Here is a 12,898-nt window from a genome sequence, read left to right as displayed (position 1 = left end):
GACTCACGTGCAACACGTGTTTTATACCATACAAAAATACGCGCCCGGACTAACCGAAAGCGCGTATCATTTCTATTTCCCTATTCTGATTGATTGTCTGTAAACATACTATAAAAGATCGAATCCGTAAATTCCCCATTGAAAAATGAGGATTTTGTGTTTTACAGCTCTCAAAAGGATCACTTTTTATTTTCGGAATTTCTACCTCATGCCTATATGCCTGATAATCACATATTGATTTTCTATATCGTTCTTCAAGCTTATAGTAATCCATTAGTCCAGAATGATGTCCTGCAATAGCATATTGTAATATAGAATAATATCCACCTTTTTCATTACATAATCTCATTCCAGCAGTAGAATGGTCTACTCTGTCATTCGTATTAAACTGTATTCTATGTTGAAATTCTTTGGAATACTTACCTAGATCATGTAACATACCTATGCAATATCCCCACTCATATTTTCCAAATGATTCTGCAAATTTTCCAGCTAATTTGGCAGTTCCATCCAAATGATCAATAAGCCTTTGCTTTCTTTCTTCTTCTATATGCGCAATATATTCCATTTATATCACCAGATTCAATTCTACACTCCCACAACCTCATCAATCATCCTAAGCTCTTCCTCAGAGAAGCCTGTGCCCTCCATAACCTTTAAGTTTTCAAGAATCTGCTGTGGCTTTGAAGCGCCGACAAGCACGCTTGTCACGTCATTATCCTTTACCACCCACTTAAGAGCCATCTGTGCAAGTGTCTCACCACGTTTTGTAGCTATATCGTTTAGCTTCTTAATCTGCTCGATGTGTGGAGCTAGCTTTTCCTGATTTAAAAAGCGGCCGTCTGTCTTTATACGGCTATCCTCCGGTATACCGTTTATATAACGGTCTGTGAGCATGCCCTGTGCGAGCGGACTGAAGGAAATGATACCCTTTTGGCACTCTCTTGCTGCCTGCTTCAAGCCGTTTTGCTCTATTGTACGGTTGAAGATATTGTATGAGTTCTGGTTGATGATAAACGGACATTTCAAATCAGTAAGAATCTCGCAGGCTCTCTTCATTGTCTCGCCATCATAATTTGACAGTCCGACATAGAGTGCTTTTCCGCTTCTTACTATCTGGTCGAGTGCTCCCATTGTCTCCTCAAGCGGTGTCTCAGGGTCCATTCTGTGATGATAGAAGATATCCACATAGTCGAGTCCCATTCTCTTAAGACTCTGATCAAGGCTTGCAATCAGATACTTGCGGCTGCCCCAGTTGCCGTATGGACCCTTCCACATATCATAGCCTGCCTTTGAGCTGATGATGAGCTCGTCGCGGTATGCAGACAGATGCTCCTTAAGGATAAGCCCGAAATGCTTCTCTGCGCTGCCGTATTCAGGGCCATAGTTGTTTGCCAGGTCAAAGTGGGTGATGCCGTGGTCAAAGGCTGTGAAGCACATCTGCTTCATGTTGTCATATGATGAAAAATCACCGAAATTGTGCCATAAGCCAAGCGATACAACAGGAAGCTTCAGTCCGCTCCTGCCGCATCTGTTATATCTCATTGTGTCATATCTCTTTTCGTCTGCTGTGTACATATTTACCTCCCGCATAAATACATGATATTTTGTTTTACCCAATAAATTATTATACTACAGCAGGCTTGATTTTTCTATTGTTAAATAAAATCTTCCGTCAGCTTTCCGTGCTTCTCATAATTTGTCACACGCGCTATCTTGTTTTCATCATCCACAAACACAACCTTCGGATGATGCTCCTTTGCTTCCTCAGGTGTCATCTGCGCATAGCACATGAGTATGACATGGTCACCGACTGCAACCTGTCTGGCTGCTGCGCCGTTTAAGCATATCATGCCTGATCCCGGCTCTCCTGCGATAGTGTAGGTCTCGAATCTGTTTCCGTTTTCCACATCGACAATCTGGACCATCTCATACTCCAAGATGCCTGCTGCCTCAAGCAGCTTTGTATCTACAGTGATGCTTCCCACGTAGTTTAGGTCAGCCTGCTTGACCACTGCTCTGTGTATTTTGCCTTTAAGCATTGTATAATTCATTGTTTGTACCTCTTTTCAATAATCGTTTCTGTCCGGTTACGCGATAAAATTATCAATCAGCCTTGTCTTTCCGATATATACAGCGATTGCCACGAGTGTTGTTCCCTTGATCTCGTCAACCGGTGTGATTGTGTCAAAATCAACCACATCTACATAATCAATTCTTGCAAGCGGCTCCTTGTTTATCTCTGCTGTGATTGCATCTTTTACCACCTTTGCACTCTTCTCGCCATCCTCTACGAGCTGCTTTCCGATTTTTAAGCTTCTGCTAAGTACAAGCGCTGCCTGTCTTTCATCTGCGCTCAGATATGTGTTTCTTGAGCTCTTTGCCAGTCCATCCTCCTCACGGATGATTGGGCAGCCGATGATTTCGGTGTCAACATTTAAATCCTTTACCATGCGCTTTATGACTGCAAGCTGCTGTGCATCCTTTTGTCCAAAGTATGCGCGGTCAGGTGTCACAATGTGAAACAGCTTCAGGACAACTGTCTGCACACCTCTGAAATGTATAGGTCTTGTTTTTCCACAAAGCTCAGTTGTGAGGCCATTCATATCCACATATGAGCAGAAGCCGTCTGCATACATCTCCTCAGCCTCAGGATGGAAAATAATGTCAACTCCTGCATCCTCGCAAAGCTTTGCATCCCTGTTTAAATCGCGTGGATAGCTGTCTAAATCCTCTGTAGGGCCAAACTGCATTGGATTTACAAAAATGCTCACTACAACCTTGTCATTTTCGCGTCTTGCCGCATCAATTAAGCTCTTGTGTCCCTCGTGGAGGTAGCCCATTGTAGGTACAAAGCCTACACTTTTCCCCTCCTTCTTCCATTCCTTTACCGCTTCTCTTACCTGTTTAATTTGTTCGTATATTAACATTTTATGTCTCCTTATTCTTCGTTACTATTTTCGATACAATTTTCTATACTAATACAGTTTGTCAATTATTGTCTCATCCATCTTAAAGGTATGCTCCTCACCCGGGAAGCTTCCCTCCTCAACAGCCTTTTTGTAAGCTGTGAATGCCTCATTCATCTCTTTTCCAACCTGTGCAAACTGCTTTACAAATTTCGGTTTCATGTTTGCATACATGGCAAGCATATCCTGATATACGAGCACCTGTCCGTCACAGTCTGCTCCCGCTCCGATACCGATTGTCGGTATGCTTATGCTCTCTGTGATTTTTTTGGCAAGTGCCTTTGGCACACACTCGAGCACCACTGCAAAAGCTCCTGCCTCCTCGACTGCGCGAGCCTCGTCAAGGAGCTTCTGTGCTGCCTCTTCACCCTTGCCCTGCACCTTGAAGCCGCCAAATGCGTTTACTGACTGTGGTGTAAGCCCTAAATGTGCACATACCGGAATTGACGCATCCACGATAGCCTTTATCTGTGGACATACCTCCCTGCCACCCTCAAGCTTTACAGCCTGCGCATGGCCTTCCTTCACGAGTCGTCCTGCATTGACCACTGCATCATAAACCGATGTCTGATATGACATAAAAGGCATATCTGTAATAAGCAGTGTGTCCTTTATTCCTCTTGAAACAGCCGCGCTGTGATGAATCATATCCTCCATAGTCACTGAAAGTGTATCCTCATAGCCAAGCACCACCATGCCGAGAGAATCTCCTACTAAAATCGCATTGATTCCGGCCTCGTCTATGAGCTTTGCTGTAGAATAATCATATGCTGTGAGCATCGTGAGCTTCTCACCCTTTTCCTTTGCCTGTTTAAAAGTTACTACTGTATTTTTCATTGTCCAATCCCTCTGTCTTTCTGCAGCAATCCGTTTTTTTAATATTCACGGTATTGTCAGCCTCTTAGCAATTCCATCATCTGAGTGTAATCCTTATCATGATTCTTTTTTTCAGCAATATTTGCCAGTTTTGTACCAAGCATTTTGTACAAGCTGACATCGTCACTATCGTCATTTTGCATACATGCGATATGTTTTTTCACTGTTTCAATATCGTTTCTCTCGATTGGCCCGGTCAGTGCGCCGTCACAGCCTGCTTCAAGTACATTTTCGATATTGCGCATCACAAGCTGACCTGTGGCTCTTACCGCCTCAGCCCTTGTAAAGCCGCAGTCCTCCAAAAGAGTGTAACCCATGTCAAGAACAGCAATCACCTGATTGCTCAGAATGCTCGCCGCTGCATGGTATTTTGCCTTTTTAGCACCATCGATGCGACATACCTCATTTCCAATAGAACAAAACAGCCCGGATATTGCTTCAACCGCAGCATCCTGCCCTTCCACTGTGAAAAATGCTTTATTTAATTGCTCATATGATGAAAATCTGTTACTGAACGGTAACATTGGATGAATTGAACAGCATGATACACTCATGCTCTCCCTTCCGGAAAATGAATCGGATGATAATGCGCCACTGCAATGACATATAATCTGATTCCTTAGAGACAGCTCTTTTAATTGTTCCCAAACCGGTATAATAAATGAATCCGGTGTGGTGATAAATATAATCTGTGATTGATCCGCCAGTTGCTTTAGCGAATCAAAGCTCTCTGTCCTTGTAAACTCCGCAGCCTCCTTAGCTGCCACAGAATCCACGTCATAATAGCCTGCAAGCTCTATGTCCTTTGTCCTTAGGTATTTACCTATAGAACAGCCCACTCTGCCTGCGCCGATTATGCCTATTTTCATGCTACCACCTTCTTTCCAAGCCGGTCAGACCATTCCTTATATCGCAGCCGATATAATCTCCGCCATATGCCGTATGGCAGCGGTCGATTTATCCTGTGCGCGCCTGTCACTTTGCTGTCTGCTTCATATTCTGATGCAGCAATGTGCCTTTAGGCTCCTTGTGTCTGCCGGATATGCTCTGTCATAAGGTGACAACACATCCTCCATGATACAGTTTCCTTCGAATACCGTTCGAAGAAAACTATACCACATTGACTATTATTTAACAATCCAAAATTGATTAACTTTTAGTAACAATTAAGGCTTTTATAATATAACGTTTCTGAATTAGTCTTAAACTATCTCTACAGATTCCCCTTAAATGCTGCCAGTGCGCCATTTTTCTTAAGAATCAGCATGACAATTGCTGCAACTATGCTTCCGGCCACTGTAGAGATAAGGAATGGCACTATGTATATAAACATGCCTTCCGGCTGAATGAGCATCACATATTTTGCAAGCGGATACGCTGCAAGACCTCCTAGTATGCCTGTACCTAGCGCCTCTGCGACACATGTCGGTATGATTTTTTTGCTGAATCTGTACATCAGTCCACAGCACAGTGCACCTACCATGCTTCCCGGGAATGCCATGAGGCTTCCAAGCCCTGTCAGGTTTCTGATGACACTCGCACAAAATGCCACACCGACACCCCATACTGGTCCTAAAAATACTGCTGCGCATATATTTACCATGTGCTGTATGGGTGCACATTTGCTGCCGGCAACAGGAAAGCTTATTAAGCTTCCTGCTACGGCAACTGCCACAAGCACTCCTGCCATGGCAAGCTTTCTGATTGAAATAGTTGATTTTTTAATATTCTTTTTACTTTCCATTACTTACTGCCTCACCTTAAAGTATATCGTAACTGTTTTGTACCTTCACAGTTGCGAGTCACAAGCGCATTAGAATCAGCTGCGCTGATGGGTGCTTGCTCCTACATAATATACGTTTTCTTACGAAATATGCAATACCGCATTTTCTGTACTGAATAGTTATAATATATCAATATACTCTCCTGCAAGTGCCTTGTTCATGCTTCGCACTGCACAGAACTTACCGCACATACTGCATGCCTCGCTGTGGTCATCCTCCGGAAGACGGTCATCCCTGATAGCCTTAGCTGTATCAGGATCAAGCGCACATGCAAACTGTGCATCCCAGTCGAGCGCACGTCTGGCATCTGCCATCTTATCATCTATATCTCTGGCTCCCGGTATTCCCTTTGCGATGTCGGCTGCATGAGCTGCAATCTTTGAGGCGATGATGCCCTGCTTTGTATCCTCCACATTTGGAAGAGCAAGATGCTCAGCAGGTGTCACGTAGCACAGGAAGGCTGCGCCGTTCATCGCTGCCACAGCTCCACCGATTGCTGCTGTGATGTGGTCATAGCCCGGTGCGATATCTGTTACGAGAGGTCCAAGTACATAGAATGGTGCTCCCATACAGATTGACTGCTGTACCTTCATGTTTGCTGCTACCTGATCAAGCGGCACATGTCCCGGTCCCTCTACCATGACCTGTACGTTGTGATCCCATGCACGCTTTGTGAGCTCTCCAAGTCTTACAAGCTCCTCTATCTGGCATACATCTGTTGCATCTGCCAGGCATCCCGGTCTGCAGGCATCTCCGAGTGAGATTGTCACATCGTGCTCCTCACAGATTTCAAGTATCTCATCATAGTGCTCGTAGAATGGATTTTCCTCTCCTGTCATGCACATCCATGCAAAGACAAGGCTTCCTCCACGGCTTACAATATTCATCTTACGCTTATGCTTTTTAATCTGGTCTATGGTTTTTCTTGTGATTCCGCAGTGAAGTGTGACGAAGTCTACTCCATCCTCAGCATGGAGTCTGACTACATCGACAAAATCCTGTGCTGTAAGTGTCGCAAGATCACGCTGATAATGGATTACGCTGTCATAAACAGGCACTGTTCCTATCATTGCAGGACATTCGCTTGTGAGCTTCTGTCTGAATGGCTGTGTGTTACCATGGCTTGAAAGATCCATGATAGCCTCCGCTCCAAGCTTTACAGCGCTCATGACCTTCTGCATCTCCACATCATAGTCCTTGCAGTCTCTTGAGACTCCGAGGTTTACATTGATTTTTGTGCGAAGCATGCTTCCAACACCCTCTGCATCAAGTGACTTGTGATGCTTGTTTGCAGGAATAGCTACCTTTCCGCTTGCAACAAGCTCCATCAGCTTGTCTACATCCATCTTCTCTTTCTTTGCTACCTTTTCAATTTCAGGTGTTACGATGCCCTTTCTTGCGGCATCCATCTGTGTTGTGTAATTACTCATTGTACTCTCCTGTTCTTATTGTTATTAGTCTTATTAATTAGTAATTATTCGGACCTCCTTGTGAACAAAAATCTGCCACTTATATGCAAGCACGACGCATCAGCTTTTTGTTCTAAGTGAATCTGAATAGTTGCTATTATTTATTGCAAAATTAATGCTCCATGATTCATAGGACCGCTGCCGTGCCCCAGATCAAGCATGGCTTTTAAACATGCTGTAACATATTTCTTGCCGTTATCCACAGCCTGCTCAAGCGACTGTCCCTTTGCCAGACCGCTGGCTATCGCTGATGAAAGCGTGCAGCCTGTGCCGTGTGAGTTGGGATTGTCCACTCTTTTTGTCTCAAATGTAATGACTCGCTTACCATCCCATAAATAGTCGCACACACATGCTGTGTCCGTAAAATGGCCTCCCTTGCTCAAAACCGGACAGCCGTATTTATCATAAATAGCCTTTGATGCCTCTATGATGTCATCTGTGCTTTCAATCTGTCTGCCTGATATCACCTCAAGCTCAGGGATATTTGGCGTGATGATGTCAGCCAGTGGAAAAAGCTTCTCCATCAGAGTGTTTGCTGCATTTTCTTCAAGCAGCCTGCTTCCGCTTGTAGCGACCATCACCGGGTCCAGAACTATGTTTTTTGCCTTATATTTTACAAGTCCTACGGCAATCGCCTCAATTGTATCTACCGATGATGTCATACCGATTTTCACCGCATCCGGAAAAATATCCGTAAAAACAGCCTTCATCTGTGCCTCGATAAAATCAGCCGGTACATTCATCACCGCATCAACTCCCATGGTGTTTTGTGCCGTGAGTGCTGTGATGACACTCTCGCCAAACACATCGTTTGCAAGCATGGTCTTTAAATCAGCCTGCACACCTGCGCCACCGCTTGAATCGCTTCCCGCAATTGTAAGTGCTGTATGCATATTTACGCTCCTTTCTACTGAATGTTGTGATTTCTCGTGACTGTTCAGTATCTTCAAAATATTGTTTAATTACTGTAGTTATAGCAGTTTGTCATACTGTGATTACAGAATTTTGTCGCATATTTCTGCGAGTTCCTTGGCTGCAGCCTTTATATCCTCGCTTGCAAATATCGCTCCTACCACTGCAATTCCTGCAATCCCAGTGCCCTTTAGCGTGACCGCATTGTCTGCATTTATGCCTCCGATTGCAACAACCGGTATATCGACAGCCGCCGTGATTTCACGCAGAAGCTCCTTTGTCATAGGCTTTGCATTGAGCTTTGTGGTAGAGCCAAACACAGCTCCACTTCCCAGATAGTCCGCGCCATCAGCTTCTGCCCTCTTTGCCTGCTCCACGGTCTTTGCCGTGACTCCTATTATCTTGTCAGTTCCAAGAAGCTTCCTGGCCTCCGCCGGATTCATATCATCCTGTCCCAGATGTACTCCATCGGCATCTATATCAATTGCAAACTGCACGTTATCGTTGATGATGAGTGGCACATTGTGCTCATGACAGATTCTCTTTATCTCAAGAGCCTCATTATACTCATCCTTAAGCCCTGCATCAGAATCCGTACTCAGAATATCCTTGTCGCGGATCTGAATCATCGTGGCTCCGCCCTCTATCGCAAGCTTCACATGTTCAGAAAGCCTAGCTCCGTGCAGCCACTGCCTGTCTGTTATAGCGTAGAGCTTTAAATCAGTTTTGTTCATATATACCTTTCACCTCTTATCCTGTTGTTTTCCAAATATAAGACTCATGACCTGCATACCAATTGTCTGTCATACAGCGATATTCACATCAGTTCATAATCACCATCGCATATATGATATACTGCATCAATCAGCCTGTCCCTGTATGAAGCATTTCCTGGCTTAATAAAATGACAGCTGTTTGTCCCTCTGCCGCACTCTGCCATATCAGAGGCAGCAAGCCCGCCTGCACTCTTCATGCAGCTAAGTGCTGCCATGACTGCACCGTATTTATCATCGCAAGCAGCCGCAGCAAACGCACAAATGAGCCCTGAAAGCATACATCCGGTGCCTGTTACGCGCTTCATCATCGGATGACCTCCTGTGATGCTTCCTACTCTGTAATTATACGTGTGTCCGTCAGCATCCGACGCAACAACATTCACTACACAATTATCCATCACACCGGTACCCATCGCATCAGTACTCATCAGACTTCTTTCATTATTGTCATAGCAATCGACTTCATCACATAATTCTGCCACATAATCGGTCTCACCTGTAATCACACAGATGCAGCTATATCGCAGGGCCGCTCTGCACGCAAGCGCCTTTGCATCAGACTCATCTGCCGTATCGGTCACTTCCACGCCGCCATCACACCTTCCATGCTCCATAACAGCCTTGACCTCAGACAAATTACCCTTAATCACATCCACATGCACCTCGTCAAGCAGGCTCATCACAAAATCCATCCTGAAGCGGCTCACGCCCACACCAACCATATCAAGCACAATAGGAATGTTCTTTTTCACTGCCATCCTCGCAGCAATGCGCATCGCCTCAAAGCGCTCCTCAGAAGGAGTGCCTATATTCAGGTTCAGCCCATCGCAGATACCCGTGACCTCATCCATCTCCTGCGGTGCCATAGCCATAATAGGCCTAGCCCCACATGCCAGCTCAATATTGGCCACATCATTGATAGTAACCATATTTGTGATGTTGTGAATCAAAGGACTGCGTAACTTAAGCTTTTCTATAAAATTATTCATCTGTATCTCTTTACGGCTATTCATAATCACCCACACATTCAAAAAGCGGATATACCACCAATGAGTATATCCGCCTAAAAATCGTGCGATATTATCCTACGTTGGCATTATCCAAATCAGGTTATGGGTCAAGACACTACCAGTCTACTCTCAGCCGGCTAAATACCAGCTCCCCTGTTGTGTTTTAAAATTAAATCCAATAACAATGTAACTATCCAAAACAAGAAAATCTGCTGCTTACATGCAAGCATGACGCATCAGCTTTTTTTGTTCTCAGTGGTTCTGAATAGTCATTATATTTAATATAATACGCACTCCCCAATAAATCAAGAAAAATCCGCAAGTGTACTCATATTCGTACAGAATCTTAGCCACGTAGCGTAGCGCCCCGGGAGAGTGCGTGTGCACCCCGGTGCCCGGGGCTTACGCCCGACCTATCGCCACAATGATAAACAGCCTAAATCTACTTAGCTGCAATAACATCCGCCATATCGTAGTGACCGGCACCCTTTCCATTAAGGAACTTGGCAGCCTCAACAGCACCCTTCGCAAAAACAGCCTTAGAGTAAGCAGTATGCTTAAACTCAATCACCTCATCCTGTCCACAGAAAAGTACCTCGTGCTCACCGACGATGCTTCCTCCTCTGACAGCAGAAATACCAATTTCCTTAGGATCACGCTTCTCTCTGCGCTGGCTGCGGTCGTAAACATAGTGATACTCGTTGTCCATAGCCTCGTTGATGGAATCAGCAAGCGCAAGCGCAGTACCTGAAGGTGCATCAAGCTTTAAATTGTGATGCTTCTCGACAATCTCCATGTCGAATCCTGCCGGTGCAAAAACCTGTGCAGCCTTTTTAAGAAGAGCCATAAGAGTATTTATGCCAAGTGACATGTTTGCAGACTTGAGCACTGCCACCTTCTTGTAGCACTCCTCAACCTTTGCAAGCTGCTCATCACTAAGACCTGTTGTGCATAAAACAACCGGAATCTGCTTGCCCACACAATAGTCCAGCACTCCATCAACAGCCTTGGCATTGGAAAAATCTATGACCACATCAGCGTCCACATCACATTTGTCTATGCTCGAAAAAACAGGATAGTCATTGTCTATTCCATCATATAAATCAATACCGGCTACAATCTCGATATCCGCATCAGCCTTACAGATTTCTGTGATAGTCTGTCCCATTTTGCCGTTGCAGCCATTCATAATTACCTTTGTCATTTTATCGTATCCTTTCTCGTTGTATCCTTTATCTGCCTGTACAGTTTTTAAGTGCTGTACTAGGCAAGCTTTAAGCCATAAGCCTTCATGACTTCAGCAAGCTTCCTTGCATTATCCTCACCCATCTCGCACATAGGGCTTCTGAGAGGTCCAACATTCATACCCATCAGGTTCATAGCCTTCTTTACAGGGATAGGATTTACCTCTGAGAAGAGTGCATCCACAAGTGGAAGAGCCTCTCTCTGAAGCTCTAAGGCTGTCTGTAAATCGCCCTTGAAGAAGCTGTCGCACATATTGTGTACCTTTGCAGGGGCTACATTGCTCCATACTGAGATTACTCCGATTGCTCCGATAGACATAAGAGGTACTACGAGACCATCCTCGCCTGAGTACATATCAAGCTTTCCGTCTGTCAGGTACATTGTCTTTGAAGCCTGTGCCAGGTTTCCTGTAGCCTCCTTGAGTCCCACGATATTTTCCTTTGTCTTAAAGAGCTCTGCCATAGTCTCCGGAAGCACGTTGCAGCCTGTACGTCCAGGTACGTTGTATACGATGATAGGACACTTTGTGCTGTCTGCAATCTGTGAGTAGTGGCTCACAAGACCGGCCTGTGTAGCCTTGTTGTAGTATGGTGTGACAACAAGCAGTCCGTCTGCGCCAAACTCCTCAGCCTCCTTTGAAAGCTGTATAGCTGTCTTTGTGCAGTTAGAACCTGTTCCTGCTACTACAGGTACACGGTGCTTTGTAAACTCTACGGCTGCCTTTATAACCTTTGCATGCTCCTCCATTGACAGACATGGGCTCTCGCCTGTGGTGCCTGCAATGATAATAGCATCTGTACCATTGTCAATCTGCATATTGATAAGCTCCTCGAGCTTGTCGTAATTAATCTCCTCGTTATCGTACATAGGTGTAACAATTGCTACTCCTGCTCCTTTGAAAATTGCCATGATTTTATCTCCTTTTTGTTTTTTCTTTATTATTCGATATTTGATTCTCTTAACGTATAGGTATGTCGCTGTCTGCCTCTAAGCGCTAAAAAACCGGCTCCTTAGAGCCGGTCCCAATTCTTCATGAATCACGATAGCCCCCCATCAAATCTGATGACAGTCATAGGGCTGTTCGCCATATGCCCAGAGATATATCCGCAGATGATAAATCCCTTCGGCGCTATTCCTTTCATCTCCCATCAACTGCCCCTGCGGCATCCGGAAAGCTACTCATAAGTCGCGCGACCTCTATCTGTTAATTAAATTATTCATATACAGCAGATGATATAACTGCCTCACATATGCACTAATCATATCACCAAGCTATGGCATTGTCAACTTGCCGGTCAATATTTCCTTACTATTTTTCCGGCGTTATATTATAAATCTCATCAGCCATTCCCCGGATTCCGTCATCAAGCACTCTGCCTGTCATAATCACCGTCACATCTGACGGCTTTGCAGCAAGCATATCTGAAATCTCAGTCTTTGAGATCAGGTGCAAATCCAAAAGCCCCAGTATCTCATCCAGCACAACAACCATGCCAGCCCCGGTAGAAATAACTTTTTTTGCAAAATTAAAACCATTCTTGATATTCATGATTTCTTCCTGTTTACTTTCTTCGTCGAGCTGTTCAAACAGTATCCCGGCTCTTGAAAAATTAAAAAATTTAACCTCCGGCTCCAGTCTGCTCAAAAACTCCTGTTCATTTTTTCCTTTTAAAAACTGAATTATGACAGCCTCTTTACCCTCGCAGGCAGCACATATTGCACTTCCGATAGCGACATTTGTCTTGCCATGTCCCTCACCATAATAAATCTGTACTGCACCGTTTTCCATAATAATCATGCCTCCATACACATAGCTTTTCTGCCTGATATATAACCATTACAGTTTACACCTGATGT

Annotated in this window: 14 protein-coding genes and 1 riboswitch; all 14 genes read right to left on the bottom strand. The window is 44.6% G+C overall.

What is annotated here, in order from left to right; genetic code table 11:
• Positions 1-49: 49 nt before the first annotated feature.
• The 14 genes from ACTQ1L_RS05895 to ACTQ1L_RS05830 all read right to left on the bottom strand — a co-directional run bounded on the left by ACTQ1L_RS05895 (position 50) and on the right by ACTQ1L_RS05830 (position 12,830).
• Positions 50-568, bottom strand: a complete 519-nt coding sequence (locus ACTQ1L_RS05895) for a CRISPR-associated endonuclease Cas3'' (protein ID WP_441365950.1) — start codon at positions 566-568, stop codon at positions 50-52.
• 20 nt (positions 569-588) lie between these two features.
• Entirely contained in the window at positions 589-1,578 is a 990-nt protein-coding gene (locus ACTQ1L_RS05890; RefSeq protein ID WP_441365949.1) for an aldo/keto reductase, read from the bottom strand.
• 80 nt (positions 1,579-1,658) lie between these two features.
• A complete protein-coding gene (gene panD, locus ACTQ1L_RS05885; RefSeq protein WP_012743323.1) occupies positions 1,659-2,054 on the bottom strand; it encodes an aspartate 1-decarboxylase in 396 nt (131 codons plus the stop codon).
• Between the two features lie 36 nt (positions 2,055-2,090).
• On the bottom strand, positions 2,091-2,930 hold the full coding sequence (gene panC / locus ACTQ1L_RS05880; protein ID WP_321110223.1) for a pantoate--beta-alanine ligase: 840 nt from the start codon (positions 2,928-2,930) through the stop codon (positions 2,091-2,093).
• Between the two features lie 48 nt (positions 2,931-2,978).
• A complete protein-coding gene (gene panB / locus ACTQ1L_RS05875) occupies positions 2,979-3,806 on the bottom strand; it encodes a 3-methyl-2-oxobutanoate hydroxymethyltransferase (RefSeq protein WP_055062160.1) in 828 nt (275 codons plus the stop codon).
• A 56-nt stretch (positions 3,807-3,862) separates the two neighbouring features.
• Positions 3,863-4,714, bottom strand: a complete 852-nt coding sequence (locus ACTQ1L_RS05870) for a Rossmann-like and DUF2520 domain-containing protein (RefSeq protein ID WP_441365946.1) — start codon at positions 4,712-4,714, stop codon at positions 3,863-3,865.
• A 344-nt stretch (positions 4,715-5,058) separates the two neighbouring features.
• Positions 5,059-5,589 (bottom strand): energy coupling factor transporter S component ThiW, encoded by a 531-nt coding sequence (gene thiW, locus ACTQ1L_RS05865; RefSeq protein ID WP_154268963.1) that lies wholly within the window; start codon positions 5,587-5,589, stop codon positions 5,059-5,061.
• A gap of 159 nt (positions 5,590-5,748) precedes the next feature.
• Entirely contained in the window at positions 5,749-7,059 is a 1,311-nt protein-coding gene (thiC, locus tag ACTQ1L_RS05860) for a phosphomethylpyrimidine synthase ThiC (protein WP_441365944.1), read from the bottom strand.
• A 140-nt stretch (positions 7,060-7,199) separates the two neighbouring features.
• A complete protein-coding gene (gene thiD, locus ACTQ1L_RS05855) occupies positions 7,200-7,991 on the bottom strand; it encodes a bifunctional hydroxymethylpyrimidine kinase/phosphomethylpyrimidine kinase (RefSeq protein WP_441365942.1) in 792 nt (263 codons plus the stop codon).
• Between the two features lie 102 nt (positions 7,992-8,093).
• Positions 8,094-8,744 (bottom strand): thiamine phosphate synthase, encoded by a 651-nt coding sequence (thiE, locus tag ACTQ1L_RS05850; protein WP_441365941.1) that lies wholly within the window; start codon positions 8,742-8,744, stop codon positions 8,094-8,096.
• Positions 8,745-8,827: 83 nt separating this feature from the next.
• Positions 8,828-9,775 carry a hydroxyethylthiazole kinase gene (locus ACTQ1L_RS05845; protein ID WP_441365939.1) on the bottom strand — a complete coding sequence of 316 codons (948 nt, stop codon included), beginning with the start codon at positions 9,773-9,775 and terminating at the stop codon, positions 8,828-8,830.
• Between the two features lie 463 nt (positions 9,776-10,238).
• Positions 10,239-11,000 (bottom strand): 4-hydroxy-tetrahydrodipicolinate reductase, encoded by a 762-nt coding sequence (gene dapB, locus ACTQ1L_RS05840; RefSeq protein WP_441365937.1) that lies wholly within the window; start codon positions 10,998-11,000, stop codon positions 10,239-10,241.
• Between the two features lie 59 nt (positions 11,001-11,059).
• Entirely contained in the window at positions 11,060-11,950 is an 891-nt protein-coding gene (gene dapA, locus ACTQ1L_RS05835) for a 4-hydroxy-tetrahydrodipicolinate synthase (RefSeq protein WP_441365935.1), read from the bottom strand.
• Between the two features lie 126 nt (positions 11,951-12,076).
• Positions 12,077-12,249: riboswitch (Lysine riboswitch) on the bottom strand.
• Positions 12,250-12,350: 101 nt separating this feature from the next.
• Entirely contained in the window at positions 12,351-12,830 is a 480-nt protein-coding gene (locus ACTQ1L_RS05830) for a cob(I)yrinic acid a,c-diamide adenosyltransferase (RefSeq protein ID WP_321112095.1), read from the bottom strand.
• Between the last annotated feature and the right edge of the window lie 68 nt (positions 12,831-12,898).

Source organism: Agathobacter sp. LCP21S3_B2 (assembly GCF_052118705.1).
Taxonomy (GTDB): domain Bacteria; phylum Bacillota; class Clostridia; order Lachnospirales; family Lachnospiraceae; genus Roseburia.
Note: the sequence above shows the minus strand (reverse complement) of the source record. Positions and strands in the feature narration are given on the sequence as shown.